The organism is Actinomycetota bacterium, assembly GCA_030018275.1.
GTDB lineage: Bacteria > Actinomycetota > Aquicultoria > Subteraquimicrobiales > Subteraquimicrobiaceae > Subteraquimicrobium.
In genome coordinates, this window is sequence record JASEGB010000015.1 from 1 (window position 1) to 15,194 (window position 15,194).

15 protein-coding genes are annotated in these 15,194 nt (G+C 46.1%); 12 read left to right on the forward strand and 3 right to left on the reverse strand.

Translation table 11 applies throughout. The annotated features are described in order from the left end of the window. Positions 1-87 precede the first annotated feature (87 nt). From nadC to QMD66_06500, 3 genes are all read left to right on the forward strand, one after another. Positions 88-951 carry a carboxylating nicotinate-nucleotide diphosphorylase gene (nadC, locus tag QMD66_06490; protein ID MDI6822485.1) on the forward strand — a complete coding sequence of 288 codons (864 nt, stop codon included), beginning with the start codon at positions 88-90 and terminating at the stop codon, positions 949-951. Between the two features lie 66 nt (positions 952-1,017). Beyond that, positions 1,018-1,653 (forward strand): DedA family protein, encoded by a 636-nt coding sequence (locus QMD66_06495; protein MDI6822486.1) that lies wholly within the window; start codon positions 1,018-1,020, stop codon positions 1,651-1,653. A gap of 5 nt (positions 1,654-1,658) precedes the next feature. Beyond that, a complete protein-coding gene (locus tag QMD66_06500; protein MDI6822487.1) occupies positions 1,659-2,636 on the forward strand; it encodes a biotin--[acetyl-CoA-carboxylase] ligase in 978 nt (325 codons plus the stop codon). A gap of 60 nt (positions 2,637-2,696) precedes the next feature. On the opposite strand, the gene QMD66_06505 is transcribed toward QMD66_06500, so the two are convergent. Together QMD66_06505 and QMD66_06510 are read right to left on the reverse strand one after the other, a co-directional pair. Next, entirely contained in the window at positions 2,697-3,068 is a 372-nt protein-coding gene (locus tag QMD66_06505; protein ID MDI6822488.1) for a type II toxin-antitoxin system VapC family toxin, read from the reverse strand. Then, entirely contained in the window at positions 3,061-3,339 is a 279-nt protein-coding gene (locus QMD66_06510) for a hypothetical protein (GenBank protein MDI6822489.1), read from the reverse strand. Before QMD66_06510 ends, QMD66_06505 begins: the two co-directional genes overlap by 8 nt. 162 nt (positions 3,340-3,501) lie before the next feature. On the opposite strand from QMD66_06510, the gene QMD66_06515 reads away from it, so the two are divergent. Both QMD66_06515 and QMD66_06520 read left to right on the forward strand, forming a co-directional pair. Beyond that, positions 3,502-4,032 (forward strand): biotin transporter BioY, encoded by a 531-nt coding sequence (locus tag QMD66_06515; GenBank protein ID MDI6822490.1) that lies wholly within the window; start codon positions 3,502-3,504, stop codon positions 4,030-4,032. A gap of 149 nt (positions 4,033-4,181) precedes the next feature. Further along, complete coding sequence (locus QMD66_06520) at positions 4,182-4,946, forward strand: type III pantothenate kinase (GenBank protein MDI6822491.1); 765 nt, start codon at positions 4,182-4,184, stop codon at positions 4,944-4,946. On the opposite strand, the gene hisG is transcribed toward QMD66_06520, so the two are convergent. Then, complete coding sequence (gene hisG, locus QMD66_06525; GenBank protein ID MDI6822492.1) at positions 4,947-5,819, reverse strand: ATP phosphoribosyltransferase; 873 nt, start codon at positions 5,817-5,819, stop codon at positions 4,947-4,949. A 187-nt stretch (positions 5,820-6,006) separates the two neighbouring features. Here hisG and QMD66_06530 point away from each other — a divergent pair, with 187 nt between their 5' ends. The 7 genes from QMD66_06530 (at position 6,007) to radA (ending at position 15,191) form a co-directional block, all read left to right on the forward strand. Next, on the forward strand, positions 6,007-6,597 hold the full coding sequence (locus QMD66_06530; protein MDI6822493.1) for a transcriptional regulator: 591 nt from the start codon (positions 6,007-6,009) through the stop codon (positions 6,595-6,597). Continuing rightward, entirely contained in the window at positions 6,536-7,441 is a 906-nt protein-coding gene (locus QMD66_06535) for a quinate 5-dehydrogenase (GenBank protein ID MDI6822494.1), read from the forward strand. The genes QMD66_06530 and QMD66_06535 overlap by 62 nt, the downstream gene beginning before the upstream one ends. A gap of 187 nt (positions 7,442-7,628) precedes the next feature. Further along, positions 7,629-8,720 carry a shikimate dehydrogenase gene (locus tag QMD66_06540; protein MDI6822495.1) on the forward strand — a complete coding sequence of 364 codons (1,092 nt, stop codon included), beginning with the start codon at positions 7,629-7,631 and terminating at the stop codon, positions 8,718-8,720. A gap of 288 nt (positions 8,721-9,008) precedes the next feature. Continuing rightward, positions 9,009-9,491, forward strand: coding sequence for a transcription elongation factor GreA (gene greA, locus QMD66_06545; GenBank protein MDI6822496.1), 483 nt, complete (start codon positions 9,009-9,011; stop codon positions 9,489-9,491). Between the two features lie 153 nt (positions 9,492-9,644). Further along, positions 9,645-11,192, forward strand: coding sequence for a lysine--tRNA ligase (gene lysS / locus QMD66_06550; GenBank protein ID MDI6822497.1), 1,548 nt, complete (start codon positions 9,645-9,647; stop codon positions 11,190-11,192). A gap of 166 nt (positions 11,193-11,358) precedes the next feature. Further along, positions 11,359-13,812: an ATP-dependent Clp protease ATP-binding subunit gene (locus QMD66_06555; GenBank protein ID MDI6822498.1), complete on the forward strand. Its 2,454-nt coding sequence runs from the start codon at positions 11,359-11,361 to the stop codon at positions 13,810-13,812. Beyond that, a complete protein-coding gene (radA, locus tag QMD66_06560; GenBank protein MDI6822499.1) occupies positions 13,809-15,191 on the forward strand; it encodes a DNA repair protein RadA in 1,383 nt (460 codons plus the stop codon). Before QMD66_06555 ends, radA begins: the two co-directional genes overlap by 4 nt. The last annotated feature ends 3 nt before the right edge of the window (positions 15,192-15,194 follow it).

The following is a 15,194-nucleotide window of genomic DNA, read 5'->3' on the forward strand; positions in this document are numbered from 1 at the left end:
CGCACGTACGGTTTGGAGGGGGGAGGAGCTGGGAAACCAACCAGCCCTTCCTACCACTATCATTTAATTGAAATGAGTGTATGAAAAGTGTACCTAGATCCTAAATTGATGGATAAGATCATAAAAGTCGCTTTGGATGAAGACCTCGGTGAGGTGGGAGATATAACCACCAAGGCGGTATTCCCTGAACCTCAAAGATCGAAGGGAATCATCCTTTGTAAGGATTCTGGAATTATCGCTGGGATGGAAATCGCAGCTAGAGTGTTCACACTCTTGGACAATTCCATCATTTTCAATCCACGGGTAGATGATGGAGAAAAGGTGCAACCTGAGCAGGTTTTAGCAACGGTTGAAGGTTTTACCCAAAGCATCTTGACCGGGGAGCGCACCGCCTTAAATTTCCTCCAGCACCTATCGGGAATAGCCACTTTAACTCATAAATTTGTTGAAAGGGTAAAGTCTTATCCGGTGAAGATTATGGACACCCGCAAAACCCTGCCCGGTTTGAGGGCATTCGAGAAATATGCGGTCCAAGTCGGGGGTGGTTTCAATCACCGTCTCGGTTTATACGATGGAGTTTTAATCAAAGATAACCACATCCGAGCAGCGGGTGGCATCGCCCAAGCGATAAAAACCGCTCGCTTACATCTTTCCAACGAGGTAAAAATCGAGGTGGAAGCGGAAACTTTGGAGCAAGTGAAGGAGGCTATAGAAGCTGGAGCCGATGTGATCATGCTGGATAACATGGATATCAATACCATGCTCGAGGCGGTAAAACTCGTAAACAAACGAGCTCTTGTTGAAGCATCCGGTGGCGTGACTCTTGAAAATGTAGTGAAGATGGCGAAAACCGGGGTGGATTGGATTTCCGTCGGGGTTCTCACTCAAGCGGCTCCTTCCCTCGACATCTCCCTCGAAATTCTTTTGATGAGCATCAGCGATGAGCGATGATTGGGACTCTGAACGAGTCCGGAGTCTCTTAGCACTCCCGACTCCTAACTACCGACTAAATGGGGGTTGGAATTATTGGATGCCCTTGGATTTTTGAATATTCTCCTGCACTACTTCAAGCTCTATGGATATTATTTAATCTTCTTGGCACTACTGCTGGAAAACATTGTCATTATCGGTTTATTCATGCCCGGCGAGACCATTTTGCTCGCAGCGAGTTTTTTCGCTTCACAGGATCATTTCAATTTAACCTATGTCATCCTCACAGCTATCGCTGGGGCGTTTCTCGGCAATAATATCGGCTATTTCCTTGGTAGAAGGGGAGGACGTCCCTTCATCGAGAGATTTGGTGAGCATTTTTTCATATCAAAGGAAAAGATCAAGGAAGCGGAGGAGTATTTCGACAATCACGGTGGCAAAACCATATTCATTGGACGCTTTGCCATCGGGATCAGGGTTTTTCTGGCTCCTTTAGCTGGAGCTTCACGCATGAATTATCTAAAATTCTTTCTTTACACCGTGCTTAGCGTGATCGTGTGGACTCTTTTGATTTCTACTCTGGGGTATACTTTCGGTGAGCACTGGGAGCTTCTATTGAGGTTTCTTAAGCGGGCGAGTCGAATTTTATTGGTGATAATAGTCGGTCTTTTCTTTCTTTCCTATTACCTACGCCGCAGGAAACGGGAGCGAAAACGTGAGTGATGAGAATGCCCATCGAAGAAATCTTATATTTCCTTAAGGATAAAAAGGGAGAATATATTTCCGGGGAATACCTTTCAAAACGTCTTTCGCTTTCGAGAACGGCCATCTGGAAGCAAATTCAAACCCTAAAAAGCCAAGGATACAAGATTGATGCCTCTCCACGCTTGGGATATCGGTTATGTTTCGTCCCTGATCTTCTCTTGCCCGCGGAGATAAGGTACAAGTTGTCCACGAAAATTTTGGGAAAGGAAATCCATCATTTTAAAGAAGTGGAATCGACGAATGATGTGGCTAAGGATCTTGCAATCAGAGGTGCTCCTGAGGGAACCATCGTGGTTGCCGAAGTGCAAACGGGGGGACGGGGGAGGTTGGATAGGGGATGGTTCTCTCCACCTGGTGGAATTTGGATCTCCCTTATACTGAGACCTTCGGTGAGTCCGGCTGATATCCCAAAGATTACGCTCATGACATCGGTGGCCGTCGCCAAGGCCATCAGCGAGGTCACTGGACTCGGGGTTAAAATTAAATGGCCTAATGATATTCTACTCGATGGTAAAAAAGTGGCCGGTATCCTGACGGAGATGGGGGCCGAGGCCGATCGATTGAATTTCGTGGTCGTGGGCATCGGCATTAATGCCAATGTGGACATTGACATTTTTCCTCCAGATATTGAACCCCATGCCACATCGGTTAAAAGGGCTTTGGGGCAGAACGTAGACCGCTTAAAATTGCTCAGATGTCTTCTTGAACGGTTGGAACGGAAGTATATTCGATTACAAGGGGGGAAATTTAAAGGGATTTTAAATGAGTGGAAGGGTCTATGTACCACTTTGGGTAGCCAAGTCAAAATCTCCACTGTGGATGGCGAAATTCAGGGAAAGGCAACTGGTGTCGATGAACACGGTGCGCTCATCTTGAAGCTTGCCTCGGGAAAAACTAAGACCATCTATGCGGGCGATGTCACCATTTTGCGCAAGGCATAGTGTCTTTAAACTCAAAAGCAGATCTCAAAAGTAGTGGCGGGGTTTATCCCCACCTAGTAATTATAAAATTGATTTGACCATTGGATAGTGTTTTTTATTGTAGGTTACCAGTGTTAAATTGTTGGCTATCGCCGTGGCGGCGATTAAAGCATCCGGTATTTCAAGAGTAATGCCTTTAGCCCGATATTCTTTAATGAAATCCCCAGCCATATCGGCGGTGTAGACATCGACGTTGTAAGTTGAAAGTGCATTAAGGAATTCTTCCGTTGCTGTCCTCTCTTTTTCCAGAGTTCCCATGAGAATTTCAGTTCGAGAAATTGCAGAGATAGCTAATTCTCCCTCTTTGGATAAGTTTTTTATCAAAGAAACGGTATCCTCTTTACCGCGAAGATACCATATGATAACGTCCGTATCCATGAGATATTTAGCCATTATTTCTCCCCTGGAATAGAGATTTCTCTCTCTTGCGCCAGGAGGTGCGCAATTTTCTTACGTATGCATCTACTCCCCTTTTGAGTTCGGGGTGATTTTCCTCCCTCCAAGCTCCCGCAGCTTTTTCGAGAGCTTTTTGAAGTTTAATCCTTTTTAGCTTTTCTCGGGCAGCTTCAGTGATGAAGCGACTGCGCTGTCTTTTTCCCACGACCTTTGAGATTTCATCCAGTAAATCTTGGGGCAGAATAATGTTTGTTCGAATAAGCTTCATATTTTATGACTCCTTCTACATCTAATTTTTATGCATAAATAGTGTAAAATATTAGTATGTTTTTGTCAAATTCTTTTAATTCGCTTGACAAGAGGTTTTATTTGAGATAAATTGTCAACCAAATTTTTAAATTAGTTAACAATTTATTTAGAGGTGATTTAATTGAGGATCGGGATTCGAGACATGGTTTTGGTTGCCCTCTTCGCAGCTTTGACGGCTATAGGAGCTTGGATTCGGATTCCCATTCAACCCGTTCCCATTACTTTTCAGGTGTTCTTTGCTTTGCTGGCCGGGGCAATCCTTGGTGCGTGGCTGGGTGCTTTAAGCCAGATCATCTACATTTTACTGGGGTGTATAGGATTGCCAGTCTTCGCTGGAGGTTCATCGGGTTTGGGTGTGCTGTTTGGTCCAACCGGGGGCTATCTTTTTGGATTCGTCATCGGAGCATATCTCATTGGTGGGATGGTTGGGATAAGACAAAATCCCGGATATCTTTGGTTTTTGGTATCCATGTTACTCGGTGTAGCAGTCATTTATCTACTGGGAATGATCCAGCTCATGATGGTTACCAGGATGACATTCCAGAAAGCTTTGGCTGTGGGGGTATTGCCCTTTATCGGAATCGATCTCATCAAGGCAATTGTGGCTGCTCTGGTAGCTCAGAGATTAAAGGATGCTTTCAAGACACTTTAATGTTTTTACCCACTATTTTTGGAGAAGAACCTTAATTTTGAATTTGAGATAGGGCTTAATTGAGATTTATATCTAGCCTATAAGTAAATTCTGTAAAAAATGCTAGGCATTTGGTATAATTCGAGTAGTTGGATGGGAGGATGGGGGAGATGTTACTGGCGATAGATGTGGGTAATACCCAAACAGCAGTTGGCATCTTCAAGGGAGACGAACTTTGCTGTCACTGGCGCATCTCCACAAATAAGGAGGAAACAGCCGATGAACTCGCCATTACCCTTTCCGACTTGCTGGCTTTGAAGGGTTTCACATTAGATGACCTTACTGCCATCATTATCTCATCCGTTGTCCCACATTGTACGATCTCTTTGATCGAGATGGTCCGCAAGAATTTGGGGATAGAGCCCATGGTTGTGGGTCCTGGTGTGAGAACGGGGATACCAATCCTTTATGACAATCCCCATGAGGTTGGGGCGGATAGAATAGCGAATGCGGTTGCTGCTTACGAACTTCATGGAGGACCGGTAATAGTGGTGGACTTTGGAACTGCGACCACCTTCGACGCTATCTCAGAAAAGGGTGAGTACCTAGGAGGCGCCATTGCCCCGGGAGTTGAAGTCGCTGCTCAGGCTCTGTTCAGTGCTGCAGCCAAGCTTTCGGGAGTGGAGTTGGTAAGACCTCCTTCTCCCATCGGCAAGAATACTCAGGCAAGCCTGCAATCGGGTATCATATTTGGCTCCGCTGGATTGGTGGACACCCTGGTGAGAAGGATTAAAAGGGAGATGGGGGATAATCCAAAGGTGGTTGCCACCGGAGGTCTTGCCGAACTCATGGCTCCGGAGTGTGAAACCATTGACGAGGTTAACCCGCTTCTAACCCTAATTGGGCTCAAGAAGATTTATGATAAAAATATCTAACTATTTCACTATTTTGGAGATATTTAACTCCAGGATATCTTCAGCTCCCTTTGCCTTGAGCTTCGGGATTAAGGTATTGACCTCACTTTTATTTACAACCGTAATTACCTCGTAATAATTTGCGTGATATAATTTGGAGACTGTGGGTTTTTTCATTGCCGGTAACGCCCTGACCACTGCATCCAATTTTTCTTCGGGCACGTTCATACAGAGCAGAACCCGACCCCTTGCTTCTATGACTCCCAGCAGTAATGTCTTAATCTCCTCAATTGCCCCTCTCTTCTTCGAATTTTTCCATGATTCCTTGTTCGCTATGAGCTTTGTCGTAGATTCCATTATCGTTCCAATAATCTTCAATCTGTTTTTCCGCAGGGTCTCACCTGTTTCAGTTAAGTCCACGATTACATCCATGAGTTCGGGAATTTTAGCCTCCGTCGCTCCATAGGAATAGAAAATCTTCACCGGTATTCCCAGCTTTTCAAAATAATCTCGGGTTATATTGGGGAATTCCGTTGATATTCTACTTCCGGGGGGGATTTGTTCGGGGGATTCTATTTCTGATTCCTCGAAGACCGCTAAGACCATCTTGACTGGTTCGGTGGTTACTTTACTGTAGGGAAGATCTGCCACCTCAACGACATCCGCTTTTGACTCCAAAACGCAATCAAGACCGGTAATCCCAAGGTCAAAGTAACCTTCTTCAACATATTTCGGTATCTCCTGAGGTCTTAAGATTTTTACCTGCGAGATCCTGGGATCGTAAATAACTGGATTATACCCCCGAAATTCCTTTTTCACCTCGAGATCCGCTTCCTTGAAGAGCAACAGGGTTTGTTCCTCTAGACTTCCCTTGGGAAGAGTTATTTTTAACATTTTTAACCTCCTCGACCGCGCCTGCCCGTCCGGAAAGCGGACCTGCCGGCAGGCAGGAAAGCGAAGCTTTGCTAGAAGGATAGCATATTTACATTCAAATGTTAAAATCCATTCTCAAGCAAATTTGCTTCAAATTTTTCAATTTTATGTTAAAATGTACACAAAATTGTGCACGGAAAATATAGTTATGGAACTAATTCGTATTGGGGAGAAAATAATCAGCCGAGACAGATTACTAAAGCTTGTGAGCGAGATACTCCACAGGCGCTCTCGTGGTGCTACTCAACAAGAAGTCGCTTCGGTACTGGGTGTAGAGCGCTCTTTTGTTTCTCATCTCGAGGGATTGGGTGAGATAAGAAGGGGAAAGCGGATAGCTCTAATTGGTCTCTCCGCAGAGAATAGGACCCAGATTGAGGAGATAGCCAGGGAATATGCTGTGGATTTCATTTCTCTCCCAGGCGAGGATTATTTTACTTCCCCGGGCAGAGATCCCGTAGAGCTTTTCAATCAGGTCTTGGAGATTTTGACCAAACTCAAGGAGTTTGATTTAGTGATCTTATTAACTCCGGGTAAAGGGCTTTCCCTTTTAGAGAAGGTACTCGATAAAGAGGTTGTGAGCATTCCCCTTTGCAAGCCAGGTGGGGGATATTTAAATCCTCAAGAATTGAAATCCTCATTGTCCAAATTAATCGTCAAAGGGAAGGGAGGTAAGTGGCGTGAAAGAGGTCGTAAGTATAAGTCTTGGATCCTCAAAAAGAGACCACGAAGTGGAAGTTGAGCTTTTGGGAGAAAAATTCAGTATCCGCAGGATAGGAACGGATGGAGATTTCAATAAAGCCATTCAACTTTTAAGGGAGATGGATGGAAAGGTCGATGCCATTGGATTGGGTGGAATCGATCTTTATCTTTATGCTGGTGAGAAGAGATATCTAATAAAGGATGCTGCCAAATTGAGAGGAGCTGTGACTCGAACCCCAGTGGTTGATGGGAGTGGATTGAAGAATGTGTGGGAGAGAGAAGTGGTTCAGTATTTGCAAACGGAGGGGGGATTAAATTTTAAAGGAAAAACGGTGCTCATGGTGAGTGCCGTGGATAGATTTGGATTGGCCGAAGCCCTGGCCGCCGCGGGCTGTAATATGATCTTTGGAGATTTGATTTTTGGCTTACACATTCCCATTCCCATAAGATCCTATACGAGTTTTCTTATTTTGGCGCAGATACTCCTTCCCATCGTGACCAAGATGCCCTTCAAGATGCTTTATCCCACGGGAAGTGAACAGGAAAAAGAATCAAGGGCAAAGTATGGCAAATATTACGAGGAAGCTGACATCGTTGCCGGAGACTACCTCTTTATAAGAAAATACATGCCCTTGGATATGGAAGGGAAATGGATTTTAACCAATACGGTGACTTCTTCGGATTTAGAGGATTTAAGGAGTCGAGGTGTAGAATATCTGATCACCACTACCCCAGAGTTTCGAGGCAGATCCTTCGGAACAAATGTGATAGAGGCGACCCTCGTGGCTCTCATCGGCAAGCCTTGGGAGCATATAAGATCGACTGAATATCTCTCAATCTTAAGGAGACTCAATTTTGAGCCCAGGGTGGAGAAACTCAACTAGTTACTCGTTCAAGATGTAATGTTTATGCACATTGGTAACATTTATATTGTTTGGGCATCCCTCCGAGTGCTAGCCCATGCCTACCAGTAGCAACTGCTATAAGAATAAGTAGGGGTGGGGTTTATCCCCACCCAACGATAATAATTTACTGTGAACCGTGAACGGTGAACCATTTAAGGGGTGAGGAATGGGAAAGTTTGGCTTCTTAGTGCATCCATTGAGCATTGAGGATATAGCAAAGAAGTACAAAATCGCTCGAAAGGTTTCACCCAAATTGGTGGCGGGTGTGTTGAAGAGAAGGCGCCCCTTCGTAATTTCTGAAGCCACAGGAATTAGATCTTCAACGGGAGCGGAAGCCAAGGGATGGTTTATAGCCGTTCCACTTTTGCCTCATCAGATATTGGAGTTGGATGAGGAGTTTGTGATCGAGAAAATTGTGAAAGCATGCAAGATCGCTAGAAAGAGGGAGGCGCGAATCGTAGGGTTGGGTGCTTTCACCGCCTTGGTGGGTAATGGCGGTCGAAGGATTGCAGATCGAATTGATATCGCAGTAACCACGGGTAACACTTACACCATTGTCACCGCCATTGAGGGAATCAAAAGGGCTGCTGCAGTAATGGACATCAATTTGAGTGAAGCTTGCCTGACTGTGGTTGGAGCCACTGGTTCAATTGGTAGCGCTTGCGCCCAATGTCTGGCTCCGGAGGTAGGGGAACTCCGACTAGTCGGGCGCAATATGGAAAGGCTCGAATACCTCGTTGGAGAGGTCAAAAGGATTTCAAAAAAGGATGCCATAATCTCCACGGATATTTCCGCGTGTGTGCGCGAGGCGGATGTAATAATTTCGGTAACCGGAGCTGTTGGTGATGTTATTCTTCCAGAGGATATCAAACCCGGGGCCGTAATTTGTGATGTTGCCAGACCACGGGATGTCTCTCAAAGAGTGGCTGAAGCGAGAGGCGATGTCCTCGTCATCGAAGGCGGGATAGTCAATGTCCCGGGCGATGCCGATTTAAATTTCGACTTCGGTTTGCCTAAGGGAATGGCTCTTGCGTGCATGGCGGAAACCATGATTTTAGCCTTGGAGGGGAGATACGAGGATTATACTTTGGGCAAGGATATAAGCGTGGAGAAGATAGGGGAGATGCAAGAGCTGGCAAAGAAACACGGTTTTGAACTCGCGGGCTTAAGGAGTTTTGACAAGGCCATGACTCCTGCACAGATTGAAGAGGTGAAGAAAAAGGCTCGGTCTCGCACAAGGGGGCAAAACTGGATTTAAACTAAGCCAAACTTAGGTGTATTATTAACGAGTTAGGTTTACATCTTAAACATTCGAGGCATTCCCGACCAGGGTGTTAACCCATTTTGTAAAATAGTCTAGTTTAAGTTTTGACAATTGAGAAATATTTTCCTATAATAGCTTTTACTTGTGGCACTGCTTGACCTGCCCGCTGGCAGGCACGGAGTGCCACTTTTATCAAATATAGTCGATTTCCGATGAGTGATGAGCGTTCAAAATTTTTTGCACTGTCGAAAATCGCTCATCGGTTAAAAAGAGGTGAAGGGATTGTTGAAGAGAGAGATAATCTTAACTCCGGGTGGTTATAGAAAATTGGTGGAAGAGTTGCGCTTCTTGGTGACCAAGAGACGAAAGGAAGTGGCAAAGAGGATCAGAAATGCCATCACCTTCGGTGATCTTAACGAGAACTCTGAATATGATGATGCCAAAAATGAACAGGCATTCATCGAAGGTCGCATAATGCAAATCAATGAAATTCTCTCGCGTGCTAGGGTCATTGAGGATAAGCACATAAAGACGGATAGAGTCACCTTGGGTTCAGTCGTAACCCTGCGAGATTTGGAATCGGGCGAGGAAGTCGAATATTTGATGGTGGGATCGATTGAAGCCGATCCGGATAACCATAAAATTTCCAATGAATCACCAGTGGGCAGAGCAATTATGGGCAAGAAGGCTGGTCAAGTTGTCAAAGTACATGCCCCTCAAGGTTACATTAAATACGAGATAGTGAACATAAGAAAAGCCAATTAAAATTCCCCCACAAAACATTCCACATCCTTGGCGAAAATCTAACCCCTTGCATTATTCCCTACATTTTGCGGGTATAGTATCATCGAATTGGCATAGACATCCTATAAAGATCAGGATGCAATAAAATCTGTGTAATCATTATACCAGGAAGGAATGGGTGAAAAGTTGGATCACTGGGCTGACCAAATCGCCGATGAGGTAATGAAAAGTCGAGGCAAGCGACATCTCATTGCCACGGGTATTACCCCCTCAGGACCAATTCATTTGGGCAATATTAGGGAGGTAGTCACCGCTTACGCTATCCATCGAGCATTGCAAGATCGGGGAGCGATATCAAAATTAATTTATATCGCTGATACTTCAGATCCCCTACGGAAGGTTTATCCGTTCTTACCCAAAACCTATGTCGAATACGTAGGTATGCCCCTGTATAGAATTCCTGACCCTGAGGGTTGTTGTGAAAATTACGCAGAACACTATCTCAAACCCTTTCTGGAAGCCCTGTGTACATTGGGGATACGGCTCACGGTGTACAGAGCGCATGAGCTTTACGCGAAGGGGATTTATAGTCGGGTAATTGAAGAAGCTTTGATTAATAGGAGTAAGATCGCTAGTATCATTGAGGAGAAGACGGGGCGAGATTTGCCATTCGATTGGATGCCCTTCAATGTAGAGTGTGAAAATTGTGGAAGCATTACGAAGACCAAAGTCACCGGCATTATCCATCACCAAGTGGAGTATTCCTGCGGTTGTGGATATTCCGGGGTTATTGAGTATTCTCGAGGGGGTAAGTTATTGTGGCGGGTTGACTGGCCAGCTCGCTGGAAAGCTCTGGGTGTGACCATCGAACCCTTTGGAAAGGATCACGCCACTGCGGGGGGATCCTACGATACAGGAAGTGAGATATCGCAAAAGGTTTTTGGATATCAACCTCCCTACCCCATTGTTTATGAATGGATTTATTTGAGGGGAAAGGGAGCTATGGCCAGTTCCACTGGGGTAGCCATATCCATCAAAGAAATGTTGCAAATCGTACCCCCGGAAATCGTGCATTTTTTGATCTTGAGGACAAAACCTGGGAAGCACATAGAGTTCGATCCAGTTAGGGGACTATTACAGTTAATCGAGGAATATCAAGATGTTGAACGGTCATATTTCAGCGGGGAGGGAAAGGATGCTCATTTAAGGAGACTGTACGAGCTTTGCCAAACTGCGGGCATTCCAGAGAAGATTCCTCCGTATATCCCCTTCATGCACATGGTGATAGCCACTCAAATTGCAGGAGCGGATGTCAAACATGCTTCTCAGGTTCTAAAACGTAGTGGGTATTCCATTGATCCAAATCAATTGGCTAAATATCTTAAATATGCCAGGAATTGGCTAGATAGCTTCGCCCCCGATGATTTCAAATTCACTGTCCGAGAGGAGTTACCTTCTGAAGTTGCTAAACTCTCCCATGATCAGAAACGACTCCTAGCTCGCTTGGCCGATAATTTAAAGAATCAAAGGTGGGAGGCTGAGGGAATACACAATAACATTCATGAAGTGACGAAAGAATTGGGAATAACTCCTTCCCAGGCTTTTCAAGCCATCTATCTCTGTTTATTGGGCAAAAGGTCTGGTCCAAGAGCTGGGTGGTTTATAAGTTCTTTAGGTCGGGATTTTGTGATCAACCGTTTCCTCGATGCCTCTAAATCTTGAGTTACCCATCGCCACTTGAAGTATCGAATCCGAGGAGCGGAGAAGCGGGCTTGCTTCAAGAAAAAGTTAAATCTTTAAGTTTCTGTTGACAGAATGATTCGGTGCTGGGAATAATAAAATAAAAGGATGGTTTTTTAAAGGATGGTTTTTTACTCCGGAGGATAAAGTGTTTGAACGATTTACTGAAAGGGCACGGCGGGTTGTAGTTTTTGCTCAAGAGGAAGCCCGTATGCTCAACCAGAATTATATCGGTACGGAGCATTTACTTCTGGGGCTCATAAGAGAGGAAGAAAGCGTCGCAGTTAGAGCCCTCAAGGCTATGGGTATAAATCTCGAGGATATCAGAACTCAGGTTGAGGAACTCACTGGCGAAGGCAGCTCTCTCCCCAGGGGTCACATCCCCTTCACCCCACGGGCGAAAAAGGCTTTGGAACTCGCTCTTCGAGAAGCTCTTCAGATGGGACACAATTACATTGGTACTGAGCATATCCTTTTGGGACTCATTCGAGAAGGTGAGGGTATAGCCGCGAGGGTTCTCTTCAATTTGGGAGCTGATCTCGAAAGGGTTCGAAATGAGATTATTCAGCTTTTAAGCGGATATTACGCTTCTAAATTGCCTGGGAGCAGATCAAGACATTATGGCTCATCGCTATTGGACGAATTCGGAAGAAACCTCACCAAGTTGGCCAAGGAGGAGAAGCTCGATCCCGTTATTGGTCGGGAGAAGGAAATCGAAAGAGTGATGCAAATCTTAAGTCGTCGTACCAAAAATAACCCCGTACTCATCGGTGAGCCAGGTGTGGGCAAGACCGCTATAGTTGAGGGTTTGGCACAGTACATTGCGGTGGGCGACGTCCCTCAAACCTTGAAGGACAAACAGATTTATACCCTCGACTTGGGTGCCCTCGTTGCTGGATCAAAATACCGTGGAGAATTCGAGGAGAGATTGAAGAAGGTGATGAAGGAGATTCGGGAACGCGGGGATATCATCCTCTTTGTGGATGAGATGCACAACCTGGTTGGAGCTGGAGCTGCGGAGGGAGCCATCGATGCTGCCAGTATTTTAAAGCCTGCTCTGGCGAGGGGTGAACTCCAAACGATTGGAGCCACCACCCTCAATGAGTATCGAAAGCATGTGGAGAAAGATGCAGCTTTGGAGAGGAGATTTCAGCCCATTCTGGTTAGTGAGTCTACGGTCTCCGAGACCATCGAAATTCTCAAAGGTTTAAGGGATCGATATGAAGCTCATCATCAGGTACACATTACCGACGACGCGTTGGTAGCTGCGGCGAATTTAGCCCATCGATATATTTCTGATAGATATCTCCCGGATAAAGCCATAGATTTGATCGATGAAGCTGCATCTAGGGTGAGAATCAAGAGCATGACGACCCCCCCTGATTTTAACGAATTTGAGGAAGAACTCATGCGAATCCAACGGGAGAAGGAAGTAGCTGTAGGAGCTAAGCAATTGGAGAAGGCAGCCAGCTTGCGTGATAAGGAAAAGGCATTGATCACGGAGAAGAGGACCAAAGTGGGGAGATGGATTCCCAAGACCAAAATCAAAGTAACCGAGGAAGAGATAGCACAGATCGTGTCGGCTTGGACCGGTATACCCGTGTTTAGACTCACCGAGGAAGAAAGCACCAAATTACTTCGAATGGAGGAGGCTCTCCATAAAAGAGTGGTGAGCCAAGATGAAGCGATAGAATCCGTCTCACGGGCGATACGAAGGACCCGCGCTGGCCTAAAGGATCCTAAACGGCCCACGGGTTCATTCATCTTTCTGGGACCCTCAGGGGTGGGGAAAACTGAACTTGCTCGGACTCTTGCTGAATATCTCTTTGGAGACGAGGATGCACTGGTTCAGCTCGATATGTCGGAGTATATGGAAAAGCACACCGTTTCCCGATTGGTGGGCTCTCCTCCGGGTTATGTGGGTTACGAGGAAGGGGGCCAGCTCACCGAAGTTGTGAGGAGGAGACCGTACTCCGTGATCTTGTTCGACGAGGTAGAAAAGGCACATCCGGATGTATTCAATGTTCTCCTTCAAATACTCGAGGATGGGCACCTAACCGATGCTCAGGGCCGTACAGTGGATTTCAAGAATTCAATAATAATCATGACCTCAAACATCGGAGCTAGGTATATTCAGAAGGCCACTCCAGTTGGTTTCTCTAAACCAACCGAGGAGACTCTCTCATACGAGGATATGAAGGAGAAAATAATGAGCGAACTCAAGCGAACATTCCGTCCGGAGTTTCTCAATCGGGTCGATGATGTCATCGTTTTCCGTGGGCTCACTAAAGAGGATATAAAAAAGATCGTGGATATAATGCTTGATCGATTAAGAACCCAACTTCGAAGTCAGGATATAAAGATAGAGGTCACAGATGTGGCTAAAGAGGTACTGGTCAAAGAGGGTTATGATCCAGCTCTTGGCGCCCGACCTTTGAGGCGAGCCATTCAACGCTTGGTCGAAGACCCCCTTTCCGAAGCCATCTTGGGCAGTGAGTTTAAGAGCTCGCAGGTGGTTGTGGTCGACTCCGCGGACGGAAAGATTTATTTCCGCGCTCGAGAAGGTGAGAAAGTAACCAGTACGAATGAGAGTGAGGCATGACCAAGGCAAGATATGTAGTCAGGTGTCAGCAGTGCGGTTACCTTTCTCCCAAGTGGATGGGAAGATGTCCCGATTGCGGGGGTTGGAACACGATGGTGGAGGAGCCATTAGATAACTCCTCCACCGTTTTTAAATGGAAATCCTCTCCACAAACTCCTCAACAAATCACAACGATCCCAACCTTAGGCGAAGAACGATACACCACGGGCATTCCAGAATTCGATCGGGTTCTGGGTGGAGGGATAGTCCCCGGTTCTCTAATCTTAATTGGTGGAGAACCGGGTGTGGGTAAGTCAACCCTCCTCCTCCAATCATCTAGCAACGTGGCGCAGACAGTTGGTCTGGTCTTACTCGTCTCCGGGGAAGAATCCTCACGCCAGATCCGAATGAGGGCGGAGAGGCTGGGAACGCTCTCCAAAAACCTTTATATCCTCCCCGAAACCGATATGGAACGCATCCGAGGGGAGATCGAAGCTTTAAACCCCGTCCTTTTGGTGATCGACTCCATACAGACGATGTTTCATCCCGATGTCCCCTCCGCTCCCGGTAGCGTCAGTCAAGTTCGGGAATGCACTACCTATCTACTTCAGATTGCGAAGAGTAAGGGGTTACCCGCTTTTCTCGTGGGACATGTAACAAAGGAGGGATCAATCGCTGGACCTCGTGTGCTTGAGCATATTGTGGATACGGTCCTTTATTTTGAGGGTGAAACTCAACAATCTTATCGAATCATCCGGGCGGTAAAGAATAGATACGGCTCGACCAATGAAATCGGTGTTTTTGAGATGACCAACTCTGGGTTGAGAGAGATCACCGATCCTTCTGCCCTATTTCTTACCCAGAGGACTGCGGATGTTTCTGGTTCCGTGGTGGTGGCTACAATGGAAGGAACCCGCCCCCTTTTAGTCGAATTACAAGCTTTAGTGACTCCTTCGTATTTAACCATCCCTCGCCGTCTGGCGACGGGTTTGGATTTCAATAGACTTACTTTGAGCTTGGCGGTGTTGGAGAGAAGAGTCGGGTTGCGATTGGAGAATCAAGACGTTTATGTGAACGTCGCTGGTGGTGTGAGAATCACGGAGCCGGGTGTGGATTTGGGGATGATATTAGCCGTGGCATCGGCGCGAAAAAATGTGACTATTCCTTCGGATGTGGTGGTCTTCGGTGAGGTGGGACTCACCGGGGAAGTCAGATTCGTGAGCCATGTCGAACGGAGACTAAAGGAATCTACTAAACTTGGATTTAAGAGAGCTATCTTACCTCATTCGGTCTCAAAGGATTCCACTCCAGGCGGACCTCAGGAAAGCGAAGGGGTTCATGGTGATATGGAAATCTTTCCAGTGGAAACCGTGAAGCAAGCTCTCGCGATATTGGAGTAAAGC